The following is a 26,230-nucleotide window of genomic DNA, read 5'->3' on the forward strand; positions in this document are numbered from 1 at the left end:
GAAGCGGAGTGGCTGCGCGAGCGGATCCGTCCAGTCCCGGCGCCTACGATGGACGGATCGTCGATCCCGTCCCCAGGAGGCCACCGTGCCCGCGACCGTCCGAGACCTGCTCGCCGAACCGGCGTTCGCCCTCCACGTCCTCGCGGGCGTGCACGACGAGGCGGCACTCGACGCCCCGCTGGTCTGGGCGCACTCCTCCGACCTCGTCGATCCGACGCCCTGGCTCGAATCGGGGCAGCTGCTGCTCACCGACGGCGTGCACTTCGCCGGCGAGCACGCGGCCGACTTCTCGGAGGAGTACGTCGCGCGCCTGCGCGGCCGCGGCATCCGCGCGCTCGGCTTCGCGATCGGCATCGTGCACGACGAGGTTCCGGAGGCTCTGATCGCCGCCTGCGAACGGCAGGGCCTGCCGCTGCTCGAGGTCGCCGACCTGACCCCGTTCATGGGCATCATCCGGTTCGTCGCCGACGTCATCTCGCGCGAGCAGCGCGAACGGCTGGAGTGGTCGCTCGAGGCGCAGCGGCGGGTCGCCCGCGCGGCGCTGCGGCCCGACGGCCTCGCCGCGATCCTCTCGGAGCTGGAGCGGCAGCTCGGCTGCTGGGTCGCCCTCTACGACGCGGTCGGCCAGCGGGTGCAGGTGCCCACGCGGCTCGACGTGCCCCCGGAGGCGGAGCGCTCGGTCGCCGAGGCCGTGCGGCACACGCTCTCCCGCGGCAGTCGGGCGGGGCTGCGCCTCGACGACGGAGGCGGAGTCACGCTGCAGACGCTCGGGCGCCGCGACCACCTGCGCGGCGTGCTCGCGGTCGGCACCGGGACTCCCCTGGATCCGGCGGGCAACGATCTCGTCGCCAGCGTCATCGCCCTCGCGAGCATCGCGCTCGAGCAGCGACGCGCGCTCGACACGTCTCGGCGCCAGCTGCGCTCGGGGCTGCTCGAGCTGCTCGTGGCGGGGGCGTTCGACGTCGCGGCCCGCACGGCGCGTCAGGTCTGGGGCGCGCTGCCGGCGGCGCCGCTCCGGGTGAGCGTGCTGGCGGAGCCGGTGCGCGGCGATTCGCTGCTCGACGAGCTCGAGGTGGTCGCGGAGGAGAACGGCGCGCGCGTCTTCTTCGCCGAGCGCGAGGGGGCGCTCGTGCTGATCACCGGGGCGGAGGATCTCGAGGTGATCGCCGCGGTCCTGGGGCGGCACGGGGTGTCAGCCGGCGCCTCCGCTCCGACCGACTGGGCGTCGCTCGAGGCGGCCCTGCAGGAGGCGCAGCGCGCGGCCGAGCGCAGCTCCGCCGAACGGCCGCTCCTGCGCTTCGAGGACCTCGCCGCTCAGGGCATGCTCGGACTCCTGACCGCCTCGGGCGCGGAGCCGCTCGCGCGCCGCCGGCTCGCTCCCCTGCTGAACGCCGAGGGCGCCGTGCTGCTCGAGACCGCACGCGTCTGGCTCGGCCGCAACGGCGCGTGGGAGCCGGCCGCCCGCGAGCTCGGCGTCCACCGGCACACCCTCCGCAACCGCATCACCGCGATCGAGCGCCTGCTCGGCGTCGACCTCGACGACGTGTCGGCCCGCACCGAGCTCTGGCTGGCCCTGGCGTTCGTGCGCTGAGGGGGGCCACTGCTGGAAGCGGGGGTCTCGATACGCCGCCTGCGGCGGCTACTCGACCAGCAAGCATCCTGCTGATCGAGTAGCTCGCGAAGCGGGCGTATCGAGATCCCCGTGCTCCAGCGGGGCGGCTCAGTTCTGAGGGAAGCCCAGGTTGATGCCGCCGTGCGACGGGTCGAGCCAGCGCGAGGTGATCGCCTTCTGCTGCGTGAAGAAGCGCACGCCCTCCGCGCCGTGGGCCTTCGTGTCGCCGAACAGCGACGACTTCCAGCCGCCGAACGAGAACGTCGCCACCGGAACCGGGATCGGCACGTTGATGCCGATCATCCCCACCTCGACCTCGTTCTGGAAGCGGCGGGCCGCCCCTCCGTCGTTCGTGAAGATCGCCGTGCCGTTGCCGAACGCGCCCGCGTTGATCAGCGCCACGCCCTCCTCGTACGACTGCACGCGCACGATCGACAGCACCGGCCCGAAGATCTCCTCCGTGTACGCCCGCGACGTCGTCGGCACCTTGTCCAGCAGCGTCGGGCCCAGCCAGAACCCGTTCGCATCGCCGTCGACCTCGATGCCACGACCGTCCACGACCACCTCGGCCCCGTCCTCCTCCGCGATCGCGATGTACGACGCGACCTTGTCGCGGTGCTGCTCCGTCACGAGGGGCCCCATGTCGCAGCCGCGGCGCCCGTCGCCGATGCGCAGCTGCGACGCCCGGTCCTGGATCTTCGAGATCAACTCGTCCGCCACCGGCTCGACCGCGACCACGACCGAGATCGCCATGCAACGCTCCCCCGCGGAGCCGAAGCCCGCGTTGATGGCGGAGTCGGCCACCAGGTCGAGATCCGCGTCCGGCAGCACCAGCATGTGGTTCTTCGCCCCACCGAGGGCCTGCACGCGCTTGCCGTGCTTGGTGCCGGTCTCGTACACGTACTGCGCGATCGGAGTCGATCCCACGAACGAGATCGAGCGGACGTCCGGGTGCTCCAGCAGTCCGTCCACCGCGACCTTGTCGCCGTTGAGCACGGTGTACACGCCGTCGGGCAGGCCGGCCTCCTTCCAGAGCGCTCCGAGCCAGATCGCCGCCGACGGGTCCTTCTCGGACGGCTTCACGACGACCGTGTTGCCCGCCGCGATCGCGATCGGGAAGAACCACATCGGCACCATGGCCGGGAAGTTGAACGGAGAGATGATCCCGACGACGCCCAGCGGCTGCTTCGTCGAGTACACGTCGACGCCGGTCGAGACCTGCTCGGAGTACTCCCCCTTCAGGTGGTGCGCCAGCGTCGTAGCGAACTCGACGACCTCCTGGCCGCGCGTGATCTCGCCCATCGCGTCCGACACGACCTTGCCGTGCTCCGACGTGATGATCTCGGCCAGCTCGCCCTTCTTCGACTCCAGCAGCTCGCGGAACCGGAACAGGATCTGCTGCCGCTTCGCCAGCGACGTGTCGCGCCAGGCCGGGAAGGCCGCCTTGGCGGAGGCGACGGCCGCGTCGATCTCGGCGGCGTCGGCGAGCGCGACCTCGCGGCTCACGACTCCCAGCGCCGGGTCGTAGACGGGCGCGGTCCGACCGGACGAGGAGGCGGAGGGCGCCCCGTCGATCCAGTGGCCGACGATGGACAGCTCGGTGCGGGACTCGGCGAGGCTCATGGGGTCGAGCGTAGGGACCGCGCCCGGCGACGGAGTGACGGATTCGTCCAGACGACCCTCGGCCGACTGGACGGACCCGCTACTCCGCAGTCACCTCGAAGCGCGCCAGAGCCGCCGTGATGTTGTCGTGCCCGCCCTGCGCGTTGGCCCACGCGACGAGCGCCTCGGCGAGCGTCACCGGATCGCTCCCGACGCGCTGCTCGGCGTCGTGCAGCACCCCGGCGAGGTCCTCGGCGGGCGAGGCGTAGTTCCACAGTCCGTCCGAGCACGCGAGCACCCAGCCGGGCTCGTCGAGCACCGTGGTCGACAGCCGCGGCTCCTCGTCGTGCGCGTCGGCACCGAGCCAGCGCGTGATCGCGTGGGCGTCCGGCGAGGTCTCGGCCTCGGCGCGGCTCATCCCGGACGCGATCTGCTCCTGGGCCCACGAGTCGTCGACGGTGAGCTGCCGCGGGGCTCCCGCGTCGGGGAGCCAGTAGCAGCGGCTGTCGCCGACGTTCCCGGTGACCAGCAGCGACCCCTCGAGGATCGCAGCCGTGAACGTGCACGACGGCGGGTTGTCGCGCTTCTCCGGCACGGCCGCGTCGATCGCTCCGGAGGCGCGCGCCGTCGCCATCTGCAGCAGCGCCCCCCAGCGCTCGGCACCGCGGGCCCCGCCGCCGACCTCGGCCTGCAGCGCGCTCAGGGCGGCACGGGCCGCGGCGAGGGACGCGGTGTCGGAGTCGGGGGTCGACGAGACGCCGTCGCAGACGACGAGGAGCGCCGTGCGCAGGGCGCCGTCCTCGGCCGCCACCGCGCCGATCGCCATCGCGTCCTCGTTGGCCGCGTGCCGGATCCCGCGGTCGCAGACGCCTCCGACGAGCGGATGCGGCGCCTCGGCCCAGTGCTCGCGCTCGGTCGGCGCCCGCTGGCCGCACTGCTCGCAGTAGCCGTCGTCGGCGACCGCTCCTCCGCAGAAGACGCAGGCGGCGCGGGTGCCCTCGACGGCGGCGGGCGGCGCGGGCGCGGCGGCCGCGACGATCAGCGTCGCTCCGCACGCCTCGCAGAAGGCGTCGCCGGCCGTGACCGGCTCGCCGCAGACGGGGCACGGAGTGGACAGCTCTCCCGCGCTCACGTCATCGTCCAGCGGCGCACCGCGTTCGCCTTGTCGACCAGCTCGAGCCGCTGCTCGCGCTCCCGGGTGGACGCGGCGAGCGCCCGGTAGGACGCCTCGAGTCCGTCGCGGATCGCCGGCTCGGTCGCCTCCACCGTGCCGAGCATCGCCCCCTCGGCGGGTCCGTCGCGCCGCACCAGCTCCAGCGCCGACTCCAGCACCCCGGTGGTCAGCTCGAGGCGGGTGCGCGGGTCGATCGCGAGCGAGTCGACGCTCGACAGCGCCGCCGAGAGCGAGGGCAGTCCGCGGCCCGACTCGGCGAGCAGCTCGGCCCGGCGCCGGCGGGCGTCGAGGAACGAGGAGCGGGTCGGGGTGACGATGTCGAGCGCGTCGAGTGCTCCGTCGAGGTCGCCGCGCTCCTGCCGCACCCGGGCGAGCCCGAAGGCGGCGGGGGCCGTGTAGTTCGCGTCCGAGCGTGCGCAGATCACGTAGAGCGACTCCGCCACCTCGGGCTCGCCGCTCGACTCGCACGCCGCCGCGAGCGCCAGCTTCGGCGCCAGCTCGCCGGGCACCTGCCCGTACACGGTGTTGAAGGAGGCGCGGGCGCCGAGGTGGTCGCCGTGCGCGAGCTGCGCGAGACCGCTCATCCACACGGCCCGCCACTCCCACGGGTCCTCCGCCAGGATCTCGCCCGTCGCGCGCGACACCTCGTCCCACCGCTCGGCCTCGATCGCGGCACGGGCACGGGCGAGCCGCACCTCGACGGTCACGGTCGGAGCGAGTGCGAGCGCGCGCAGGCGCACGATCGGGTCGGCGACGTTCACCCCCGCGAGCCACGCCTTCGCAGCGTCGGACTCGTCGATCTTCAGCAGCGGCAGCGCGTCCCAGGGCAGCGGGCGGTCGACCACGTCGGCGACCGGTGCCTCGAAGAGCGCCGACTCGGTCGAGTGCAGCGACGGGTGCCCGGGTCCGCGGTCGGTCGCGACCACCTCGCGGAGGACCCCCAGCAGCTGCCCGCGCATCTCGTCGACCGTCGCGAACCGGTCCTGCGGATCCGGCGCGCACGCCTTCGCGACGAGCCGGTAGAAGGAGTCGTATCGCTGGAACAGCGGCGTCTCGGACACCGGCGGGAGGGACGCGACGTAGGTCGTCTGGTTCCCGCGGAAGTCCAGCACCAGCGAGGCGAGCGTGCGTCCGATCGTGTACACGTCGGACGCGATCGACGGGCCGACCTCGGGCACCTCCGGCGCCTGGTAGCCGACGGTGCCGTAGATCGCGGAGGCGTCGTCGTCGGCGCGGCGCACCCCGCCGAGGTCGATCAGCTTCACCTGGTCGCCGACCTGGATCATGTTGTCGGGCTTGAAGTCGCAGTAGAGCAGTCCGTGGTCGTGCAGGTACGCGAAGGCGGGCATCACCTCGAGCACGAACGCGAGCGCCTGGTCGACGGGCAGCGGATCGGCGCTGCCGCCGTTCGCCTCCAGCCGCTCCTTGAGGATCTGCTTGAGGCTCGGGCCGCCGACGTACTCCATCACGATGTAGCCGGCGCCCTCGTGCAGCACGAAGTTGTAGATCTCGACGATCAGCGGATGCTCGACCTCGGCGAGGAACTGCCGCTCCGTGACGGCCGCGGCGTACGCGTCCGGGTCGCCCGAGTTGAGCAGGCCCTTCAGCACCACCCAGCGCCCCGAGACGTTGCGGTCGCGCGCGAGGTAGATCCAGCCGAGTCCGCCGTAGGCGAGGCAGCCGACGACCTCGTACTGCCCGCCGACCACGTCGCCCTTCTGCAGCTGCGGGGTGAACGAGAACGGGGTGCGGCAGTTGGGGCAGAAGCCCTCGGTGCGGCCCGGCTTGCCGTCGCGGCCGCGGCCCACGGCTGTGCCGCAGTTCGAGCAGAAGCGCTTGCGCTCGGGGAGCACCGCCTCCGTCATCAGCGCGGCCATCGGATCGGCTGCGGGACGCGAGGGCACGGTGGTCAGGCCGGCGCCCAGCCGCGGTCCGCGCAGGCGGGTGGAGGTGGTGCCGACACGGCGGGTCACCTTGGAGCCGGTCTGCGCGGTGCGGGCGGAGCCGAGCGCGGCGGTCGCGAGGCGGGCGGAGGAGGTGCGTCCGCTGCGCGCGGTCGCCGCCTCCTCGATGCTCGATCCGACGGGGGCGGAGGCGTTCGGGGAGCCCTCGACGAACCCGGTGCCGAAGGCGGCGGACGCGGTGGCGGGAGCCGCAGTCGGCGCCGCGCGTCGTGCGGTCGGCGCCGATGCGGCCGGACCCGCGCCGCCTTCCGCGGGCGGGGATCCGCAGACGTTGCAGTAGCCGTCCTCGATCGTCCCGGTGCAGCCCGGAGTCGCGGTGCAGGGTTCGCCGTTCATGGGGTGGCCTTCCGGTGGTGCGGCAGATCTCGGGTGACGACGTCGTACTGCTCGACGAAGTGCCGGGCGAGCGGGACGGAGCAGGGCACCGCCTCCAGCGCGGCGCGCACCTCCTCCTCGGCGGCGCGTCCGACGGCGGTGGCGGCGCGGCCGTTCGCGGCGGCGCGCTCGCGGAGCGCCCGCAGCCGGAAGCCGAGCGCGGCCCGCTCGCGCAGCGGAGAGGTGTAGGCCGCCTCGACGGCGTCGAACGCCCGCCCGACCGCGGTGAGGCGGCCGAGGTACTCGTCCAGCCCATCGCGGTCCGCGGGCGCTTCGCCGAGGCGCGAGACGTCGGGCACGGCGAGCCGGGGCGGATCCGCGATCTCGCGCCGGCAGCGCGCGACCAGTTCGCGGAGCGGCGTCTCGCGGCGCTCGGCGGCCTCGGCCAGCTCGCGGGCGCGCTGCCGGTCGCGCTCGAGCCCGCGGCGCTGCGACGCGGCGATGATCAGGTCGCGCTCGAGGCGGGCGGAGTCGCTCTCGAGCTGTCCGAGCGGGCCCGACACGTCGGCTCCCCTGCCCGCCTTCTCGGCCAGCGCGTCCAGCCGCGAGCGCAGCACGGCGACGCGCTGCGCGGCGGGACGGTCGACCACTCCGCGCGCGTCCTGCGTGAGGTCGCGGCAGCGCTCGATCTCGGCGCGGACGCCCACGATGCGTCCCGCGGTGTCGGTGCCGCTCGGGTCGAGCTCGAGTCGCGACTTCAGCTGCCCCACAACCGCGTCGCAGAGGCGCACGGCCTCGACGAGGGAGACCGCCGCACTCCCGCCGCGCCCGCTCGCCGCGTCGAGGCGTCCCCAGATGAGCTGCGACATCCGCTCCCGGGCGACGGAGTCGACCCGTCCCGAGTCCCAGACGGTCTCGAGTTCGGCGAGCCGCCGGGTGACCGATTCGCGCAGCGACTGGGCGAGCACGATGTCGGAGGTGTAGCTGTCGGCCTGCGGGGACGCGAGCGCCGCCGCATCCAACCGGGTCAGCTCACGGCCCGTGCGGTCGAGCCAGCGGGTCAGCTGCGCCAGGTACTCGAACAGCTCGCGCTGCGGGATCGCCTCGCCCAGGCGGCCCGGCGCGACCGGCGTGCCCTCCGCGACTCCGGCGCCCGTCGTCATCGCCCGTAGACCGGCTCGGGCGGCGCGGCCTCGCCGAGCTCGCCCAGCCAGCGGTCGTAGATGCTCTGCCAGCGGCCGTCCGAGCGGAGGGAGTCGAGCGCGCCGTTCACGAAGCGCACGAAGTCGACGTCGTCGGCCGCCATGCCCAAGCCGTACGGCTCGGAGCTCAGCGGCTCGCCGATGACCTTCGCGTAGGGGTCCTGCGCGACGAAGCCCGCGAGGATCGTGTCGTCGCCCGCGATCGCGTCGACGGATCCCTCCTGGAACAGCGCGAGGCACTGCGTGTGCGTGTCGGCGGCCACCGCCTTCACTCCCGGGTACTCGTTCTCGAGCCGGCTGAGCGTCGTGGTCGCGCGCGGGGCGCAGACCTGCTGCGTCTCGTCGGCCGCCTCGAGCTCCTGGATGCTGGTCGCGTCGCTGCTCGCCGAGACGAGCAGCTTCAGACCCGCGCCGTAGTACTCGGAGGAGAACGCGATCGTGCTCCAGCGATCGCAGGTCATGGTCAGCGTGCGGGCCACCAGGTCGACCTGGGGCGCACCCTCGCCGCCGGTGAGCGCGGGGAGGCGCTGCGCCGAGGTGATGACGACGTAGGTGATCGCGTCGGGGCTGCCGAGGATCGCGCGGGCGATCTCACGGGCGATGTCGATGTCGAAGCCCTCGATCGTGCCGGTGAGCGGGTTGCGCGCGCTCATCAGGAGGGTGTCGGCCGAGACGCCGACCCGGAGCGATCCGCGGTCGCGGATCTCGGTGAGCGTCGCGCTGTCGGTGACGCCCGTGGGGGCGTAGGAGGTGGTGGCCGACGGCGTGCAGTCCGCGGTCGGCGGCGCGGCGGTCGTGGTCGGCGCGGGAGTGGCGGTCTCGGCCGGCGCCGACACGAGCGTGCCGAGGTCGTCGGCTCCCGTGGTGCAGCCCGAGACGGCGAGGACCGCCGCCGTGACGAGCGCGAGGGCCGCGGTGCGGATCCGGTTCATCGGTACTCCTCCAGTCGCTGCGAGACGCCCCGCCAGGCGAGGACGGCGCCCACGAGCCCCGCGGCCAGCAGGACCCACGAGGTGAGCGAGGAGATCGAGCTCCACTCCCCCAGCGTCGAGGACGCGGTGGCGGCGTCGGTGCGGACGGCGTCGCGGGCGTCGACCTGGAACGCGGTGAACGCGGCGTTGGCCGAGCCGTCCCCGGTGGCGACGGCGAGGGCGACGGCGTCGTCCCAGCGCCCGTCGTCGTCGGCCTGGCGGATGCCCTCGTGCAGGGTCAGCCAGGACCGCAGCTCGCCGAGCAGCGACGCGTCGACGATCCCTCGCTCGATGCCCCGCTGGAGCTGGCGCTCGGCCTCGGTCGCCGCCTCCTGGAAGTCGGCCTCGAGAGCCGCTCCGGAGCCGCGCTTGATCAGCGTGAAGCTCTCGAGCGACTTCGCGTCGGTCGCGGCGGTGAGCGCCTGCGAGACGGCGAGGGTCGCGCGGTAGCTCTCGGAGCGCACCGTCGCGGCGTTCGACGCCGCGACTCCGTAGACCCCGGTGCCGGCGATGCCGAGCAGCAGGAGCAGCCCGGTCGCGGTCGCGAGCGGCCGGTTGAGGTAGCGGTGCGTGCGCCGCGCGAGCGCGATCTGCGCGGCGATCAGCACCAGCAGCATCACGAGGGAGCCGATCATCAGCAGGACGCTGAAGCGGACCGTGTCGTACGCGCTCGCGACCCGGTCGGCGCCCTGCGCGACGAGCGACTCGAGATCCTCCAGGATCCCGTCGTCGGCGTCGGTCAGCTGCGCCGACGCCTGGTCGAGGTAGGCCGAGCCCACCGGGAAGCCCTGGCGGTTGTTGGCCCGGGCCTGCTCGACGAGGCCGCTGTAGACGGCGACCTTCGTGGCGACGGTCGCGAGCAGCGGCGCGTCGGCAGGCTCGGCCGCGGCGAGGTCGGTCAGCTGCGACGTCGCCTCGGCGAGGCTCGTAGAGTAGCGCTGCCGCTGCTCCGCCGGTTCGAGACCGCCCACCAGGAACGTGTTGGCCGCGACGGCGTTGGCATCGACCAGGAGGTTCCGGACCTCCTGCACGCCGACGAGCTGCGCCGACTGCGCCCGGGCCTCGGCGGCCGCGCGGGCCTGCAGCGCCCCGGTCTGCTGGGCGAAGAGCCCGAACAGCACGGCGGCGAGCGCGGTGAGGACCAGGAGCGTGCGGAACAGGCGCGGAGTGGTGGAGGTGGCGCGGACGAGGAGCGACGGCTTCTTCGCGGCGGGGTGGTTCGCGATCTGCACGAGCGGCAGCGCCGGAGCCTGCTCCGGGGGCGCGGCGGCGGGGCGGGCGGCGGGCGCGGTGCTCATGCGGTCTCCTCCGTCGGCGGGGCGTCGAGTGCGGGAGTCTCCTCCGCGGCCTCCGCGCTCTCGGTGATGTCCTCGGGCTGCAGGATCCGCAGGTCGTCGAGCGTCGGCTCCTCCACGTCGCGCAGCCGCCAGGCGTGGCGCGCGATGGCGGCGTCGAGCACGTTGCGCACCCAGCGGCCGTTGCCGAACGCCTCGGTGCGCTGCTGCGCGGAGGCGAGCTCGGCGAACGCGGCGACCGCCTCCTCCGTCGGCTCGAAATCGGCCGACGAGGCCAGGCGCGCGAAGATCGCCGACAGCTCGTCGTCGGTGTAGTCGGCGAAGTCGATCGTGGTCGAGAAGCGGCTGGCGAGGCCGGGGTTGGTGTCGAGGAAGCCCTGCATGGGCCCGGAGTAGCCCGCCACGATGACGACCAGATCGCCGCGGTGGTCCTCCATGTCCTTCACCAGGGTCGTGACCGCCTCGGCGCCGTACTGGTCGAGCGCGAGCGCGTAGGCCTCGTCGATGAAGAGCACCCCGCCGCGGGCCGACGCGATCACCTCGGCGGTCTTCGTCGCCGTCTGCCCCAGGTAGCCGGCGACCAGCTCCGAGCGGTCGACCTCGACGAGCACGCCCTTCGAGAGGATCCCGAGCGAGCGGTAGATGCGCGAGACGAGGCGGGCGACGGTGGTCTTGCCGGTACCGGGGTTGCCGGTGAAGACGAGGTGGCGCGTGAGGGTCGGAGTGGACAGCCCGGCCGCCTGCCGCAGCGTGTCGATCCGGAGCAGCTGCGTCTGCCGCTTGATCTCGCTCTTCACCCGGTCGAGGCCGATCAGGGCGTCGAGCTCGGCCATCAGGTCGTCGATCGACTCGGGCGGAGGGAGCTCCTCGGGTTCCTCCTCCGCTGCGGGGGACGTGGTGGGGGCGGCCGCGGTCGGTCCGCCCGGCTCGTCCTGCGGCCCGTCGTGCTCGGTGCGGCGCAGGCGCGCGAGGATCTCGTCGACTCCGGGGACGCCGTGCGGGAGCAGGTCGGGGGCGGGGAAGAGGGAGTCGCTCGGTGCGGCGGGAGTGGCCGGTGCGCGGGGCGCGCGGGGCGCCTCCCGCTGCGGGATCGCCGCGAGCTGGGCCGCGGCGGTCGCGGACGCCGAGGCGATGCCTCCGATGCCGGGGTCGCCGAGCGCGCTGGCGGCCGAGACGACCTCGGTGAGCGCCCGCGCATAGGCGGGTGCGTGGTCGGATCCGACGCGCACGAGGGCAGCGAGGTGGTCGGTCGGGCCGCTGCGCCAGCGGCGGGCGCTCGAGGCGGCGGTGAAGAAGGACTCGAGACCGCCGGACGTGCCGGTCGCCTCGAGCCAGTCGGGGCCGGCTCCGGTGATCGACTCGGCGACGGCGGCCGCGAGGCGGGCGCCCTCGTCGCGCACGGCGGCGGCGTCGAGTCCGGCCGCGGAGCCGGCGAGCACGAGGGCGTCGAGCGCCGGGGCGAGCGCGGTCACGAGGCGCTCGGCGGGGTCAGCGGGCCGCTCTGCTGCGGACCGGCCGGCGCGGTGGAGCCGCCGCCCACCGGACCGCCCTCGAGCGAGTTGCCGCCGAGCGACGACTCCGCGAACTTGTCGGCCAGGAACTGCCCGTGCGCGATGAGCGCGGAGGCGTCCTGCCGCGAGACGGCGTCCGAGATGCGATCGAGCGTCCCTCCGAGGATGTCGAGCTGGTCGGTCAGGATCATCAGCGAGGTCTTCCCCTTGTGGACGGCGCGACGGTCGGCGAAGTCGCGGGGCAGGCGGAGGTAACCCTCCACCGCCTCCGGCAGGTAGCTGGTAGCGGTCGCGACGACGGTGTGGCCCTGCTGGCTCATGCCGCCGAGGCGGTCGAGCCGGGGCACCATCTCGCGCACGGTCTCGTCGATCCGGCGGATGCGCGCCGCGACGAACGGGGCGACCCGCCCCTCCGTCTCGGCCTTCACCCGGTCGAGCGCGGCGAGGATGTCGTCGCTCGTCGGCGCGGCCGGGAGCGCCGGGGCCGTCTCCGCGGGCGCCGGATCGGAGCCGCCGAACAGGCGCGACAGCCAGCCCATCCCGTCCCCTAGCGGCCGAGATCGAGCGAGGACGTCGCGTCGATGTCGGCGTTGCTGCGGCGGGCCCGCTCCACGTACTCGCCGGCCTTCGCGGTCTCGGTCTGCAGCACGCCCACCGTCTGGGCCATGCTGTCCAGCGCCTTGATCTTGAAGTCCGAGATCGAGTCCATGGTCTGGTAGATGTTCGCGAACGCGGCCTGCAGCTGCGGCAGGCCGACGGTCGCCGACGCCGCCTGCGACTGGATGTTCGCGGACTGCTCGGCGAGCATCCGCGACGTCGCCTCGATCATGTTCGAGGTGGTCGTGTTCAGCGCCGTGATCTGGTCGAGTACGAGGCGCTGGTTGGCGAGGGCCTGCGCCACGATGACCGCGGTGCGCAGCGCCGACACGGTGGTCGTGGTCGCGCGGTCGACGCCCTTGATCAGCTCGACGTTGTTCTTGATGACGACGTCGATCGCGAGATAGCCCTGGATCGACACGGCCAACTGGGTCAGCAGGTCCTGGTGCTTCTGGCGCGCGTAGAAGAGGACGTCCTCGCGCAGCGCACGGGCGCGGTCCGGGTCGGTCGCGTCGAGCTCGGCGATCTTCGCCGACAGCTTCACGTCGAGGCGCTCGGCGACGTAGATGTACTCGTTGAGACGCGTCATCGTCTCCCAGAGGTGCTGCTTCTCGAGGTTGAGCGCGGCGTTGTCCTTGCGGAGCTCGTCCTGCCCGTCGTAGAGCGCCTGGATGATGGCGTTCAGGTGCGTCTGCGCGCTCTCGTAGCGGCGGAAGTAGTCGGTGATCTTGTTGCCGAACGGGATGAAGCCGAGGATCTTCTTCTGCACGTTGTCCTCGGACGGATCGAGGTCCTCGACCGTGCGGCGCAGCTCCAGCAGCGTCTTGCCGATGGTGGAGCCCTCGCTGAGGCCGCCCTCCTGCAGGGCGCGCACCGGCGCCTTGAGCAGGCGGTTCGACGAGTCGGCGGCCGAGCGGATGTCGGCGTCGCCCATCGTGCGGATGTCGTTCGCCTTCGCCGCGAACTCGGGGCTGCGCGCCTCCGACTGCAGGAGCGACGCGAGGTAGCCGTCGACCTTCGCCTCGAGGCCGGGCAGCGCCTGCTCCGGCACCTTCGGCGCGATGGAGGGCGCCGAGGTCGTGGGCACCGCTGCGACGGGCTCCGGCGGAGTGAGCGACAGAGCGTTCTGGACGGGCGGCTGCAGGGCCTCGGTCATCGGGGGATCCTCACCGTTCCTGGCGCGCGGCGCCGACTCTGGTTGAACGTCCGGTCAGCATATCCGAGGGCACCGGGCGGGAGCCTGTGCGCCGGCTGTCGCGGTGCGGGTGGTTCGCAGCACGGAGGTCCACCATGGGCGGGTGCCTGCCCTCGAACTCCTGACCCGCTCCGCTCCCCCGCTCGGCGGGCCGCGGATCCTCCGCCAGCGCTGGACCGAGGCCGCCTTCCTGCACTGGCGGGTCGATGCGTCGCTCGTGGCGCCGCACCTGCCCCGCGGCACCCGACCGGACGAGCACGACGGCTCCTCCTGGGTCGGCCTCATCCCCTTCCGCCTCTCGCGCACGGCGTTCCTCGGCGGGCCGAGGGTGCCCTGGCTCGGCACGTTCCCCGAGGTGAACGTGCGCCTCTACTCCGTCGACGACCAGGGCCGCCGCGGAGTCGTCTTCGTCTCGCTCGACGCCTCCCACCTGCTCCCGGTGCTCACCGCGCAGGCCGTGTTCGGGCTGCCCTACCGGTGGGCGCGGATGAGCATCGAGCACCGCCATGGCGCGGTGGTCTACGAGACGTCGCGGATCGGGCGGCCGGAGGCGCGGTCGCGGATCGTCGTGCGGCCCACGCCGGGGTCGTCGGCGGCGGAGGATCCGCTCGCATCGTTCCTGACCTCGCGCTGGGCGTACCACGAGACGCACCTGGGCTCGACCTGGTACGGACGGAACCTGCACCGGCCGTGGCCGCTGCAGCGGGCCGAGCTGCTGGCGCTGGACGACGGGCTGCTCGAGCAGGCGGGATTCCCGGGGCTCGCGGGGCGGGCTCCGGACTCGGTGCTGTACTCGCCGGGCGTCGAGACGGTGTTCACGGTGCCGCGGCGGGTGCGGTAGAGAGTCGGGCCGACTGGCGCGCGGCGTCACTCATCGGACAGTATCTGCTAAACGACACTTGCCCAGCAGATGCCTCGACGAGGAGCCCCGTGGAATTCACCGAACGACTGATCGCATTGGCCACCAAGGTCACTCAGCAACGGGAGATCATCCAGACCGAGGAGGCGACGAAGAACGCGTTCATCATGCCGTTCATCTCGACGATCCTCGGCTACGACGTCTTCAACCCGCTCGAGGTCGTCCCGGAGTTCATCGCGGACGTCGGCGTGAAGAAGGGCGAGAAGATCGATTACGCGATCGTCCACAACGGCGACGTGCAGATGCTCATCGAGTGCAAGAAGTCGAGCGAGCCGCTCAAGATCGAGCACGCCTCCCAGCTCTTCCGGTACTTCGCCGTCACCAATGCCCGGATCGCCATCCTCACCAACGGTGAGAAGTACCACTTCTACACGGACCTCGACGCCCCGAACCGCATGGATTCGAAGCCGTTCCTCGTGCTCGACCTCACCGACATCGACGAGACGCTGATCCCCGAGTTGAAGAAGCTCACGAAGGAGGTGTTCGATCTCGACTCGATCATCAACGCCGCCGGCGAGCTGAAGTACATCGGGGAGATCAAGCGGGAGCTGGCGGCCCAGTTCTCAGCGCCGACGGACGAGTGGGTCAAATTCTTCACCTCCCGCGTGTACGAGGGTGCCTTCACGCAGAAGGTCAGAGAGCAGTTCACCGCGCTGGTCACCAAGGCGTCCAAGCAGTTCCTCAACGAGCAGGTCAATGAACGCCTGAAGACAGCACTCGGCGCCCCGAACTTCCCTCGCACCGAGACCATCGCCGCGGAACAGGCCGTCACGAGTCAAGCCGTCGTCGAAGAGGAGCTGGAGGAGCAGAGCGACATCGAGACGACTCTCGAGGAGCTCGAGGGGTACCAGATCATCCGCGCCATCGCCTGCAGCGAGGTGAAGGTGAGCAGAATCGCTCAGCGGGATGCGAAGACCTACTTCGCCGTGATCCTCGACGACAACAACCGCAAGCCGGTCGCGCGCCTCCACTTCAATCGGAAGCAGAAGTACCTCGGGACGTTCGATGCCGAGAAGATCGAGACGCGGCACCCGATCTCCTCTCTCGACGAGATCTACGAATACGCGCAGACCATCCGGGAGACGGTGCGCGCGTACGCGTGAGACGCGGCACCCGCCACTTTCTCGTGCGGCGCGATCCGAAGCCTCTTGGCGCGAGTGTGGCTGTGGTGTCGGTGGTCGCTGGTGTCATCCTCGTATGGTTCTTCTGGATGTCGAAGCACGGCCCGCGGGCGGCGGTCCGAGCGTGCGCGAGTGCTTCGACGATGCCCTCGTCGCCGCCGTCGGAGCCGCGTGCGCGGTCGACGCGTTCCGCGCCCGAGCCGAAGCGCAGCGCGCCGAGCTGATCGAACTCGCCCGCCGCACCGCGATGACACTCCCGAACGCGCTCGTCGATCCGAGCGTGCAAGCCCACGTCGAACGCGAAGAGGCCGCGATGCGCGCCCTGGTCGCGGAGCTCGCGACCGGGATGCGGGTCTCGGAATCCCTGGCCGGCGTTCTCGTCGAGGAGAGCCGGATGCTCGTCAACGAGCTGCCGCAGACTCTGACGGCTCTGCGAGAAGCCTCGATCGCACCCGAGCACGCCCGCGTCATCATCCGGACCGCACTGGATCTCCCCGCGGAGCTGCGCGGCCGGTTCGACGAAGCCGCAACGCCTCTCGCTCGCGAGTGCACGCCTCCCCAACTCCGCCGCCGCCTGCGCTCCCTGCGCGAACGCCTGCACCCGGAGTCGCTCACCGACCGCCACACGCGGTGCGCCGCCCGCCGCGGGGTCTGGCTCGACGGCGACCTCGACGGCATGGCCACTCTGCACCTGCACCTCCCCGCCCCCGATGCGTACGGAGCGTTCGACCGCATCGACCGAACCGCCCGAAGCCTGCACGAGAACCCCGACGAGGAACGGACCCTCGGGCAGTTGCGCGCCGACGTCGCCGCCGCGCTCCTGCTCGACGGCGAGACCGTGCCGAGCTCCGACGCTTCGCAGCCGATGACGGCGATCCTGCGGGGAATCCGCCCGCAGGTCTCCGTCACCGTTCCCGTCCTGACCCTCCTCGGACACTCCGACGAACCCGGCATCCTCGACGGCTACGGCCCCATCGACCCCGCCACCGCCCGGCGCCTGGCCGCCGACGCGCCGTCCTTCACCCGCATCCTCACCCATCCCGAGACCGGGGCGGTCCTCTCCGTCGGGCGCACCACCTACCGCGTCCCCGCCGACCTGCGCCGGGCCCTCGCACACCGCGACGTCACATGCCGGTTCCCCGGCTGCACCCGGTCCGCCCGCGACAGCGACGTCGACCACACGGTCGAATGGCAGCACGACGGACCCACCGACGCCGACAACCTCGCCCACCTCTGCCGTCACCACCACCGACTCCGCCACACCACCGCCTGGCAGGTCCGACACAGACCAGGCGGCGTCCTCGAGTGGACCAGCCCCACCGGACGACACCACACGACCGCACCCGAACCACCGGAGCCGCCGGAACGGCTCTTCGGAGGTGCGTCGGAGTGGCGGCGCGACAGCGATCCCCCTCCGTTCTGAGTTGCAGGGGATGCACGGCGGGATGTCGCCGACGGAGGAGGCGCATCGGTGACGATGGTCTGAGGGGACGGCGCGGGGACGCCGGTGGGACGACAGCTGGATGACGACGGGGGAACGATGATCAGCGAGCACACCATCCACGAGCGCGACGGGGCCGACGCCGAACCGGCGAGGAACGGAACGGCGACCGACGAGGCAGCGAGGAACGGAGCGCCGACGAACGAGGCAGCGAGGAACGGAACGGCGACGAACGAGGCAGCGAGGAACGGAGCGGCGACGGACGAGGCCGCGACGGGCGGAGCGGCGGCGGACGAAGCCGCGAACGACGACCTCGTCGACGTCGAGCTGGAGGGGTGGGCGATGACCTGCTGCGGGGAGCCGTTCGCGGTCGGCGACAGGGTGACCTGGACGCTGATCGCACTCGCGCCTCGGAGCCCGGGGGTCCGCCCGAGGTTCCTGGAGGAGCACCACGAGCCGACGAGGCCCGCTCGACCGGCGGCGGGCGTGGTCCGAGGGCTGGTCGGACGCACGGTCCTCGGCGCACGGCTCGCGATCGGCGAGGGAGTCCTCGTTCCGGACCGGAGTCGGCGGCGCGTGCAGCGGCTCGACGGCTGGGACGGCACTCGCGGCGGGATCGACCTGACGGCGGTCCTCGAGATCGACGACCGCACGGACCTCCCCGAGTACGAGGCGCCGCGGGAGGCCGTGCGCGAATCGCCTCCTCCGCCGCCGGCCGAGGTGATCGCTGCGCTCCACGAGCGGCTGGTGCGGCTGCACCACGGCCACGGGGCGCGACTGCGCATCCGCTCTCTGCACGGGGGACGGAAGGCGAGCCTGCTGCCCGAGGCGGAGGGCGCCCGCCCGGTGCACTGGAGTGTCGGTCCGACGTCGGTGTCCGTGAACCTCGGCGACCGGCGCTTCCTGCTGCCGGCCGACGCCGACGGGGTCGCCGAGGTGGACCGGATCCTCGACGCGATCGTGCGGGGCGACGTCGCGCAAGGGGGTCTCACCCCGCCCCTCGCCCGGAGTAACGTGCCGTCCTCCCCCTGGTGACGGCGCCGGGCCGACGACGACAGCGCGAGCACGACGACAGCGCGAACGACCCGACAGCGGAGGACGACACGAGCATGACGGCCGACAGCACGAGCGACACCATCACCACGACGCACCGCACCCGCACCACCGCGGTGCTCTTCGACATCGACGGCACGCTCGTCGACTCGAACTTCCTGCACATCGAGGCGTGGGCCCGCGCGTTCTGGCAGTGCGACCTCGAGGTGCCGGCCTGGCGCATCCAGCGCGCGATCGGCGCCGACTCGTCCGAGCTGATCGGCATGCTGACCGACGACGACGTCGACGAGCAGACCCGGACGCAGCTGAAGACGCTGCACGCGAAGAACTACGCCGAGCTCGGACCCCGACTGGTGCTGCTCCCCGGGGCGCGCGAGCTGGTGCGGGCGATCGCCGAGCGGGGCGCGCGCGTGGTCCTCGCGACGTCGGCACCGCAGGAGGAGCTGGACCTCCTCCTGCGCGTGCTCGATCTGGGCGACGCGGTGCACGCGGTCACCAGCGGGGAGGACGTGGACACGGCGAAGCCCGACCCCGGGATCATCGCGATCGCGCTCGAGCGCGCGGAGGTCGGGCCCGATGACGCGATCATGATCGGCGACGCCTCGTGGGACGTGCTCGCGGCCGAGAAGGCCGGACTCGCGACGGTCGCCGTCCTCTCGGGCGGCACCGGCGAGCACGAGCTGCGCGACGCGGGCGCTGTCGCGGTGTACGACGACGCCGCCGCGATCCTGTCGGACCTCGACGGCGGGCCGGTGGCGAGCCTGCTGCACTGACGCCGGAACGCGCGCAGCAGGCCGCAGCTACTCCCGAGGACGTCGGCGCAGCACCAGCATCGTGACTCCGACGGCGAGGGCGACCGCAGCGAGCGCCCCGCCGATCCACAGCACGTCGCCGATCGGCACGGCGTCGGCTCCCGAGGGGGCGGCGTCACCGGAACCGTCGGCCGAGCCGGACTCGGCCGACGCGGACTCCCCCGAGACGTCGACGGTGCCGTTGCAGTCCGGCACCGACTCCGAGCCCTCCGCGAGGGCGACGCCCGCGGCGGGCTGCCAGTCGAACGAGTACTGGCCCGATACCGGGTGTCCGTCGGTCGAGACGACCTGCCAGGTCACCTCGTACGCGCCGGCCGCACCGAGCTCGAGCGGCATCGACGCCTCGGGGCCGAGGACGGTGACGCAGCCGTCTCCGTAGTACAGGCCGTCGGGTCCGGTGACGCGCAGGCCGGCGGCACGACCGTCGTCGCCCAGCACGAGCAGGTCGTCGTTGGTCGTGACGGCCAGGGTGCCGGGCTGCTCGGTGAGCGTCGCGTCCGCCGCGGGAGTGCTCGAGACGAGGTAGTTGTGAGCGCTGGCGGGCGCCGCCACGACGACCGAGCCGGCGAGGCCGAGCAGGATCGCCGCGGCGGCGACGCCGGAGCTGCGATGCAGGGTCACGCGGAGGCCTTCGGTCCGCGACGGCGCGAGGCGAGCGCGACCGCGACTCCGACGGCGCCGACGACGAGGCCGCCGACGCCGAGGACGCGGGCGACGACGTCGGCGCCACCGGCGGAGCTCGTCGAGGAAGCGGTGGTCGCGGCGGCGGTCTCCTCCTCCTCATGAGAAGCGGAGCCGGCGCCGTGGTGGCCCTCGCCCTCCTCCGCGGCGGTCACGGTCACGACAGGCGCGGGCAGCTCCGGCTCGTCCTCGCCCTCGACGGTCCGCTGGTCCCAGGCGGTCGAGCCGGTCTCGCAGGTCTGCAGCACCGGGAACGCGAGGCTCTCGCCCTCCGCATCCTCGGGGAGCTGGAGCTGCAGCGAGACGGTGTCGCGGTAGCCGTCGGCGAGCGGGGTCTTCGCGGTGTAGACGACATCGGCGACGCGCTCGGTGACCGAGGCGCCGTGCGAGTCCGTGATCGGCTCGGCGAGGGCGACCTCGTTCTTCACTACCTCCCAGTTGGGGTTCACGGTCGGGCTGACCGAGTTGATCCCGTCCGGGATGGTGATGGTGAGGCCGGTGGTCGGCGAGCCCTCGCAGCCGTGGGCGAGCGAGAACGTGACGACCGTGTAGGCGCCGGCCGCCGTGGTGCTGGCGGTGGCGCTCACGTGCGCGCTCGCCGCGGTGGGTGCGGCGAGCGCGAGGGCGACGGAGCCGGCGGCGACGAGGGCGCCGCTGCCGACGAGGCGGAGGCGCTGCGAAGGGCGGCCGGAAGAGGAACGGGCAGCGGAGGAACGGGCAGCGGAGGAACGGGTGGTCGAGGTCATGGTGACGAGTCCTTGAAGGGGGCCGGCGGTCGCCGGGCATCCGGAAGCGCAGCGCGGTCGTGCGGTGCGCGCGTGGACGCCGACCGGCACGCGTTCCGGAGCGGAGCGGTGTCAGGCGGCGTGCAGGACGCGCAGCGGCGGTCCGCGGTGCCGCAGGTGCGTGAGCGCGGCGTCGAGCGGGTGCGGCGAGCGCGGCTCCGGAGCGCCGTGCACGGCGACGGAGGGACCGACCGGCCCGAGCAGGAGCGCCCCCGCACGGACGACGAACCGCACGACGACGCGGGCGAGCTGCTCGCCGAGCGTCCAGAAGAGCGTCTCGCCGCGGCGCAGCGCGGCGATCGTGAGCACGCCGGCCACGAGGTGCGCCAGCGTCATGAGAGGAGAGTGCGCCGCATGCCCGCCGCCCGCGGCGACCAGCTCGACGGTGCCTCCGTCGTGGAAGTGCGCGCCGGTGGCGGTCGTCCCGACGACGCTGACGTCGCCCCCGCCGCTCGCGAGGAAGAGGACGTGGAACGCGAGCTGGCTGAGCAGCACCGAGAGCGAGAGGCGCAGCAGCGAGAGCCGGCGGCCGGCGAGGAAGACGCACACGACGGCGGCGAAGGCGCCCGCGAGGGCGAGGACGGCGGGAGTCGGAGCCGTCGCCCCGGCGAGGGTGTGCGACGCCGCGGCGACGGCGGTCGCGGCGACGGCGGCGGTGACGCCCCGTGCGACTCGCGCCCACCTGGTCTGCACGTCGGATCCCGTTCGTCGAGGCGGACCCGGAGGATCGCGCAGCTGCTCCCGGCGGATCGCACGGATCGCGCGCCGGCGCCCGCGAGCGCGGACCGACTCCAGGGTAATCGACGCGGCAGAGCACCGGCGGTTCGAGGAGGACCTGCACGGCGGCCGGTCGGCCCCGTTACGAAGCCGTTACCGAACTTCTCCGATCCGATCCAAACCCCCTCAGCCAGGGCTCCGAAGACATGTCAACGGCCGCGAAACGGTCCACACAGCACGAACCCCCTCTGCACGACCAGGACAACGGAGCCCCTCACCGGGACCGTCTCACGAAGGAGAAACACCATGCGAACCACCAAGCGCACCACTTTCGCCGCATTCGCCCTCATCAGCGTCGCGACGCTCGGCCTCACCGCCTGCTCCAGCGGCAGCGGCTCGACCACCGAGTCGACCGAGGACTCGATGTCGTCCTCCGCTCCCATGGAGACCACCACCCCCATGGAGACCGAGACCCCCATGGCGACCATGGACCCGGCCGCGAACCTCGTCGGACCCGGCTGCGCCGCCTACGCCGAGCAGGTCCCGGACGGCGCCGGCTCCGTCGCCGGCATGTCGCTCGACCCGGTCGCCACGGCCGCCTCGAACAACCCGCTCCTCAAGACCCTCACCGCTGCGGTCTCCGGTCAGCTCAACCCCGACGTCAACCTCGTCGACACGCTGAACGGCAGCGAGTTCACCGTCTTCGCCCCCGTCGATGACGCGTTCGCCAAGCTCGACGCCGCGACGCTCGCCACGCTGGCCACCCCCGAGGGCGCCGCGACGCTGTCGTCGGTCCTGACCTACCACGTCGTCCCCGGCCAGATCGCTCCCGCCGACATCGACGGCACGCAGACCACCGTCCAGGGCACCGACCTCACCGTCACCGGCTCCGGCGACGACATCAAGGTGAACGACGCGTCGGTCATCTGCGGTGGCGTCCAGACCGCCAACGCGACCGTGTACCTCATCGACACCGTCCTCATGCCGGCTGCGTAAGCAGTCGACCCGCGGTCACCGACCGCAGCAACGCCGAAGGGCGGGCACCGTGAGGTGTCCGCCCTTCGGCGTTGCCGCGTCCGCCTACTCGGCGGGAGCGCTGATCTCGGCGAGCACGCGGTCGCCCGGGAACGCCTGGACCATGTCGGCCTCGATCTCGGCGCGCTCGAGCAGCTCCTCCATGCGGTGGCGGCGGTTGCGCGTGATGAGCGTCACGACCGTGCCCTTCTTGCCCGCGCGGCCGGTGCGGCCCGAGCGGTGCAGGTACGTCTTGTACTCGTCGGGGGCGTCGGCCTGGATGACCAGGTCGATGTCGTCCACGTGGATGCCGCGCGCGGCGACGTCAGTCGCGACGAGCACGTCGACGCGGCCGCTGGTGAGCAGCGCGAGGTTGCGCGTGCGGCGCGACTGGTTGAGGTCGCCGTGCAGGCTGGTCGCCGGGATGTCCGCGTGCTCGAGCTGCTCGGCGAGCTGCTCGGCGAAGGCGCGGGTGCGGGCGAAGATCAGCGTCTTGCCCTCGCGCGCGGCGAGCTGCTCGATGATCTCGGCCTTGTCGCGGTGCTCGATGACCAGGACGCGGTGGTCGATCGTCGAGGACGCCTGGTCCTCGCCGGCGACCTCGTGCACGCTCGGCTCGACCAGGAACTCGTCGACGAGCGTCGCGACGCCCTTGTCGAGCGTGGCCGAGAAGAGCAGTCGCTGTCCGCCGGTCGCGGTGCGGCGGAGGATCCGCTGCACCGGCTCGAGGAAGCCGAGGTCGCACATGTGGTCGGCCTCGTCGAGGACCGTGATGGTCACCTTCGAGAGGTCGAGGCGGCCCTGCTCGACGAGGTCCTCGAGACGGCCCGGCGTCGCGATGACGATGTCGACTCCGCGCTGGAGGGCGCCGACCTGCTTGTACTGGGGGACGCCGCCGAAGATCGTCGTGGTGAAGAGGCCGACGGAGCGCGCGATGGGCTGCACGGTGCGGTCGATCTGCATCGCGAGCTCGCGGGTCGGGGCGAGGATGAGCGCGCGGGGGGCGCGGCCCCGCTTGCGGTCCTTGCCTCCGTTGTTCTCCATCAGGCGCTCGACAACCGGGGCGCCGAAGGCGATGGTCTTGCCGGAGCCGGTCTTGCCGCGGCCGAGGACGTCCTTCCCTCGGAGCACCTCGGGGATCGTGGCGGCCTGGATCGGGAACGGCGCCGCCGCTCCCATCGAGGTCAGCTGGCGGACGATGTTCGCGCCCAGGCCGAGGTCGCCGAAGGACACGCCCTCGACATCGACCGCGAGGGTCGCGGTCGCTTCGAGGCGCTCGAGGACGACGTCGTCGACCTGGTGCGAGCCGCGGGTGTCGCGCGAGGGGTAGAAGTCGGAGGAGTCGCGGCGGGGGCCGCGGGCGCCGCCGGCGGAGCGGTCGGTGCGGTCGTACGAGGTGCGCGCCGGGCGGTCGGTGCGCTCGAAGGAGCGGGCGGCCGGACGGTCGCCGCGGTCGAACGAGCGGGCGGGGCGGTCGCTGCGCTCGGAGGAGCGGGCGGGGCGCTCGTCGCGGTCGTAGGAGCGGGCCGGGCGGTCGGTCCGATCGAACGAGCGGGCCGGACGGTCCGAGCGGTCGAAGGAGCGGGCGGGACGCTCGCTGCGGTCGGCCGAGCGAGCCGGGCGGTCATCGCGGTCGTAGGAACGGGCCGGGCGGTCGGTCCGGTCGAAGGAACGCGCCGGACGGTCGTTGCGGTCGAAGGAACGAGCGGGGCGGTCGCCGCGGTCGGCCGAGCGAGCCGGGCGGTCATCGCGGTCGTACGAGCGGGCCGGGCGGTCGGTCCGGTCGAAGGAGCGCGCGGGGCGATCATCGCGGTCGAACGAGCGGGCCGGGCGGTCGCTGCGCTTGGAGGAGCGCGCAGGGCGCTCGTCGCGGTCGTACGACCGGGCGGGGCGGTCGCTGCGCTCGAACGAGCGCGCCGGACGGTCGTTGCGGTCGAACGACCGCGCGGGGCGGTCGCTCCGGTCGAACGAGCGCACGGGGCGGTCGCCGCGGTCGGCCGAGCGCGCGGGGCGCTCGTCGCGGTCGTACGAGCGGGCGGGGCGCTCGCTGCTGCGCTCGTCGGCGCGGGCGGCGCGCTCGTCGGCGTTCCATCGCGCCTTCTTGGGCGCGTTCTCGTCGACGGGGCGGTAGCCGCGGTGGCCCTCGCTGCGCGCGCCGGGCTTGGTCGCGGGGAAGCGCGAACGGCCTCCGAGCTGCGACTTGCCGCTGGACGCGCCGAAGCGGTTGGGCTCGAAGTTCTTGGCGGGGCGTCCGCCGGCGGGCTTCTTGTTCTTGGGCATGGCTGTGTCTTCCTGGGTTCGGTTCTGCGTGGGCTCGGTGAGGAGCGGGCAGACGCACGCCGGAGGGCGCCCTCGTGGGGCGCGTCCGAACGCAGCCTGCTGGAACCCGGGCGAGTCTTTGACCGGGGCCGATTCACACACATGTGATGTCTCTCACGACGACTGTCGGAGATCCGGCCCGCTTGACTAACAAACCCATCCGCGCGCAGAGCGCACGGTGTCAAGAGCCGACCGCAGGAGTCTACACGCGCCCTCGCGGCCTGGCTAGGGCGGGGGCGACTCCCCCGCTAGGATGCCGCGCCCTTTCCCCTACTCCCGCGTCACGCCTCCGCCGTCGCGCGCCGCGCCCGGTACGCCGCCACGTTCGCCCGGTTGCCGCAGTTCCCCGTGTCGCAGTACCGCTTGGAGCGGTTGCGCGAGAAGTCGACGAGCACCGCCTCGCAGTCCTCCGCCGCGCAGATCCGGATGCGGTCGCGCTCGTCCCCGCGCACCACGTCGACGAAGGCCATCGCCGCCTCCACGACGATGCGGGTGGCGAGCGGGCTCTCGTCCCGCGTCGCGTGCAGGTGCCAGCCCCAGAGTCCGTGCCGCACGAGCTGCGGCAGCGCCCGGCCCTGCTCGAGCATCCCGTTGACCAGGGCCACGAGGTCCTCCTCGGCGCTCGTCAGCCAGAGCGAGCGGAGGGAGGAGCGGACGGAGCGGACGGCGTCGAGCTCCGCCGTCGAGTGCTCGCGGCTGCCCGTGTAGCGGTTGATGCGGAGGAAGTCGTCGAGCTGCTCGAGGGTCCCGAGCTCGTCCTCGCCCGTGTGCGAGAGCTCGGGCAGCGTGTTGACGAGGAAGGCCGTCGAGGTGAGGGAGGCCTCGACGTCATGAGCGAAAACCATGTTGACTCCTGACAGGGCGAGCCGGTACCGTCTGGACCACCGGATGCTGTCACGAGCATAACGAGTTTGACTCCTGAACCGGTCGGCCGAGACGAGGGACGCGCAGATGACCACCACGGCACCCCCGCGCCGGCTCGGCTCCGGCCTCGTGCTGGCCCTCGCCGCGGCCGCCGCCTTCGGACTGGGCGGCCCGTTCGTGAAGCCGCTCCTCGAAGCGGGCTGGACCCCCTCGGCCGCCGTGCTCTGGCGCGCGGGAGGCGCGGCGCTCGTCCTCGCGGTCCCCGCGGCGCTCTCCCTCCGCGGCAAGGCGCACGTGCTGCGCCGCAACCTCGGCACGATCGGGCTCTACGGAGTCTTCGCCGTCGTGGCCGCGCAGCTCTGCTTCTACAGCGCCATCGAGCACATGTCGGTCGGCATCGCCCTGCTGATCGAGTACCTGGCGCCCGTGTTCCTCGTCCTCTTCGCCTGGGCCCGCACCCGGAGGCACCCCGGCCGCTTCACGCTCGCCGGCTCGGCGCTCGCACTGGCCGGCCTGGTGCTGGTGCTCGATCTGTCGGGTGAGTCCACCCCCGAGCTGATCGGCATCGCGTGGGCGCTCACCGCGTCCCTCGGGCTCTGCGTCTACTACGTGATCGCCGGCCGCGTCGATCCGGAGCTGCCGCCGATCGCCCTGACCGCGGGGGCGATGACCGTCGGCGCCGCGATCCTGCTCCTGCTCGGGGTGACCGGCGTCACTCCGCTGCGCGCGACCTTCGGCGACGTGGTGTTCCTCGGGAACGAGGTCTCCTGGGCGGTGCCGGCCGCGGTGATCCTGGGCATGTCGACCGTGCTGGCGTACCTCCTCGGCATCCAGGGCGGTTCGCGTCTCGGCACCCGGATCGCCTCGTTCGTCGGGCTGACCGAGGTCCTCTTCTCGATCGTCGCTGCGTGGGCGCTCCTGGGCGAGCTGCCCGCGCCGATCCAGTTCGCGGGCGGCGCGCTGATCCTCACCGGTGTCGTGCTCGTGCGGCTGCAGGCGGAGGAGCCGGCGCCGGTCGAGCCCGCGGCGCAGGAGCCGCCGGTCCCGGTCGCAAGCAGCTGACGCG

Annotated in this window: 22 protein-coding genes; 8 read left to right on the top strand and 14 right to left on the bottom strand. The window is 72.8% G+C overall.

Annotated features, from left to right (window positions below):
• Positions 1–85 precede the first annotated feature (85 nt).
• Entirely contained in the window at positions 86–1,591 is a 1,506-nt protein-coding gene (locus LRG51_RS07785) for a PucR family transcriptional regulator (protein ID WP_055786711.1), read from the top strand.
• 129 nt (positions 1,592–1,720) lie between these two features.
• Here the strand turns inward: LRG51_RS07785 and LRG51_RS07790 are convergent, their stop codons facing one another.
• From LRG51_RS07790 to LRG51_RS07830, 9 genes are all read right to left on the bottom strand, one after another.
• Positions 1,721–3,235 carry a CoA-acylating methylmalonate-semialdehyde dehydrogenase gene (locus LRG51_RS07790; protein WP_329958729.1) on the bottom strand — a complete coding sequence of 505 codons (1,515 nt, stop codon included), beginning with the start codon at positions 3,233–3,235 and terminating at the stop codon, positions 1,721–1,723.
• Between the two features lie 79 nt (positions 3,236–3,314).
• Positions 3,315–4,346, bottom strand: a complete 1,032-nt coding sequence (locus LRG51_RS07795) for a protein phosphatase 2C domain-containing protein (RefSeq protein WP_230672004.1) — start codon at positions 4,344–4,346, stop codon at positions 3,315–3,317.
• On the bottom strand, positions 4,343–6,688 hold the full coding sequence (locus LRG51_RS07800) for a serine/threonine-protein kinase (protein ID WP_055786695.1): 2,346 nt from the start codon (positions 6,686–6,688) through the stop codon (positions 4,343–4,345). Before LRG51_RS07800 ends, LRG51_RS07795 begins: the two co-directional genes overlap by 4 nt.
• Positions 6,685–7,830, bottom strand: coding sequence for a hypothetical protein (locus LRG51_RS07805; RefSeq protein WP_107574524.1), 1,146 nt, complete (start codon positions 7,828–7,830; stop codon positions 6,685–6,687). The genes LRG51_RS07800 and LRG51_RS07805 overlap by 4 nt, the downstream gene beginning before the upstream one ends.
• On the bottom strand, positions 7,827–8,801 hold the full coding sequence (locus LRG51_RS07810) for a glutamate ABC transporter substrate-binding protein (RefSeq protein ID WP_230672006.1): 975 nt from the start codon (positions 8,799–8,801) through the stop codon (positions 7,827–7,829). The genes LRG51_RS07805 and LRG51_RS07810 overlap by 4 nt, the downstream gene beginning before the upstream one ends.
• A complete protein-coding gene (locus tag LRG51_RS07815; protein ID WP_230672008.1) occupies positions 8,798–10,138 on the bottom strand; it encodes a hypothetical protein in 1,341 nt (446 codons plus the stop codon). The genes LRG51_RS07810 and LRG51_RS07815 overlap by 4 nt, the downstream gene beginning before the upstream one ends.
• Positions 10,135–11,607 carry an AAA family ATPase gene (locus LRG51_RS07820; RefSeq protein WP_230672009.1) on the bottom strand — a complete coding sequence of 491 codons (1,473 nt, stop codon included), beginning with the start codon at positions 11,605–11,607 and terminating at the stop codon, positions 10,135–10,137. Before LRG51_RS07820 ends, LRG51_RS07815 begins: the two co-directional genes overlap by 4 nt.
• On the bottom strand, positions 11,604–12,185 hold the full coding sequence (locus tag LRG51_RS07825) for a hypothetical protein (protein ID WP_056866405.1): 582 nt from the start codon (positions 12,183–12,185) through the stop codon (positions 11,604–11,606). Before LRG51_RS07825 ends, LRG51_RS07820 begins: the two co-directional genes overlap by 4 nt.
• 8 nt (positions 12,186–12,193) lie before the next feature.
• Positions 12,194–13,399 (bottom strand): toxic anion resistance protein, encoded by a 1,206-nt coding sequence (locus LRG51_RS07830; RefSeq protein ID WP_055786676.1) that lies wholly within the window; start codon positions 13,397–13,399, stop codon positions 12,194–12,196.
• A gap of 142 nt (positions 13,400–13,541) precedes the next feature.
• On the opposite strand from LRG51_RS07830, the gene LRG51_RS07835 reads away from it, so the two are divergent.
• From LRG51_RS07835 to LRG51_RS07855, 5 genes are all read left to right on the top strand, one after another.
• Complete coding sequence (locus tag LRG51_RS07835) at positions 13,542–14,279, top strand: YqjF family protein (RefSeq protein WP_230672011.1); 738 nt, start codon at positions 13,542–13,544, stop codon at positions 14,277–14,279.
• A gap of 89 nt (positions 14,280–14,368) precedes the next feature.
• Positions 14,369–15,460, top strand: a complete 1,092-nt coding sequence (locus tag LRG51_RS07840; protein ID WP_230672013.1) for a type I restriction endonuclease — start codon at positions 14,369–14,371, stop codon at positions 15,458–15,460.
• Positions 15,461–15,554: 94 nt separating this feature from the next.
• Positions 15,555–16,901 (top strand): HNH endonuclease signature motif containing protein, encoded by a 1,347-nt coding sequence (locus LRG51_RS07845; RefSeq protein ID WP_230672015.1) that lies wholly within the window; start codon positions 15,555–15,557, stop codon positions 16,899–16,901.
• Between the two features lie 117 nt (positions 16,902–17,018).
• Positions 17,019–17,954, top strand: a complete 936-nt coding sequence (locus LRG51_RS07850) for a DUF6578 domain-containing protein (RefSeq protein ID WP_230672017.1) — start codon at positions 17,019–17,021, stop codon at positions 17,952–17,954.
• Positions 17,955–18,028: 74 nt separating this feature from the next.
• Positions 18,029–18,745: an HAD family hydrolase gene (locus LRG51_RS07855; RefSeq protein WP_230672019.1), complete on the top strand. Its 717-nt coding sequence runs from the start codon at positions 18,029–18,031 to the stop codon at positions 18,743–18,745.
• A 27-nt stretch (positions 18,746–18,772) separates the two neighbouring features.
• Here the strand turns inward: LRG51_RS07855 and LRG51_RS07860 are convergent, their stop codons facing one another.
• The 3 genes from LRG51_RS07860 to LRG51_RS07870 all read right to left on the bottom strand — a co-directional run bounded on the left by LRG51_RS07860 (position 18,773) and on the right by LRG51_RS07870 (position 20,943).
• Entirely contained in the window at positions 18,773–19,405 is a 633-nt protein-coding gene (locus LRG51_RS07860; protein WP_055786661.1) for a copper resistance CopC family protein, read from the bottom strand.
• Positions 19,402–20,211 (bottom strand): YcnI family copper-binding membrane protein, encoded by an 810-nt coding sequence (locus tag LRG51_RS07865; RefSeq protein WP_082480965.1) that lies wholly within the window; start codon positions 20,209–20,211, stop codon positions 19,402–19,404. Before LRG51_RS07865 ends, LRG51_RS07860 begins: the two co-directional genes overlap by 4 nt.
• A 111-nt stretch (positions 20,212–20,322) precedes the next feature.
• Entirely contained in the window at positions 20,323–20,943 is a 621-nt protein-coding gene (locus tag LRG51_RS07870) for a hypothetical protein (RefSeq protein ID WP_055786657.1), read from the bottom strand.
• 330 nt (positions 20,944–21,273) lie between these two features.
• On the opposite strand from LRG51_RS07870, the gene LRG51_RS07875 reads away from it, so the two are divergent.
• A complete protein-coding gene (locus LRG51_RS07875) occupies positions 21,274–21,963 on the top strand; it encodes a fasciclin domain-containing protein (protein WP_055786654.1) in 690 nt (229 codons plus the stop codon).
• An 84-nt stretch (positions 21,964–22,047) separates the two neighbouring features.
• Here LRG51_RS07875 and LRG51_RS07880 read toward each other — a convergent pair whose 3' ends face one another.
• Both LRG51_RS07880 and LRG51_RS07885 read right to left on the bottom strand, forming a co-directional pair.
• Positions 22,048–24,261 (bottom strand): DEAD/DEAH box helicase, encoded by a 2,214-nt coding sequence (locus LRG51_RS07880; RefSeq protein WP_230672021.1) that lies wholly within the window; start codon positions 24,259–24,261, stop codon positions 22,048–22,050.
• Between the two features lie 320 nt (positions 24,262–24,581).
• Positions 24,582–25,145, bottom strand: a complete 564-nt coding sequence (locus LRG51_RS07885; protein ID WP_055786648.1) for a CGNR zinc finger domain-containing protein — start codon at positions 25,143–25,145, stop codon at positions 24,582–24,584.
• A 106-nt stretch (positions 25,146–25,251) separates the two neighbouring features.
• Between LRG51_RS07885 and LRG51_RS07890 the strand changes: the two genes are divergently transcribed.
• The gene (locus LRG51_RS07890) at positions 25,252–26,226 is read left to right on the top strand and encodes an EamA family transporter (RefSeq protein ID WP_055786645.1); all 975 of its coding nucleotides are present in this window, start codon (positions 25,252–25,254) and stop codon (positions 26,224–26,226) included.
• Positions 26,227–26,230: the final 4 nt, after the last annotated feature.

Origin of the sequence: Rathayibacter sp. Leaf248, assembly GCF_920939495.1 — a bacterium.
Taxonomy (GTDB): domain Bacteria; phylum Actinomycetota; class Actinomycetes; order Actinomycetales; family Microbacteriaceae; genus Rathayibacter; species Rathayibacter caricis.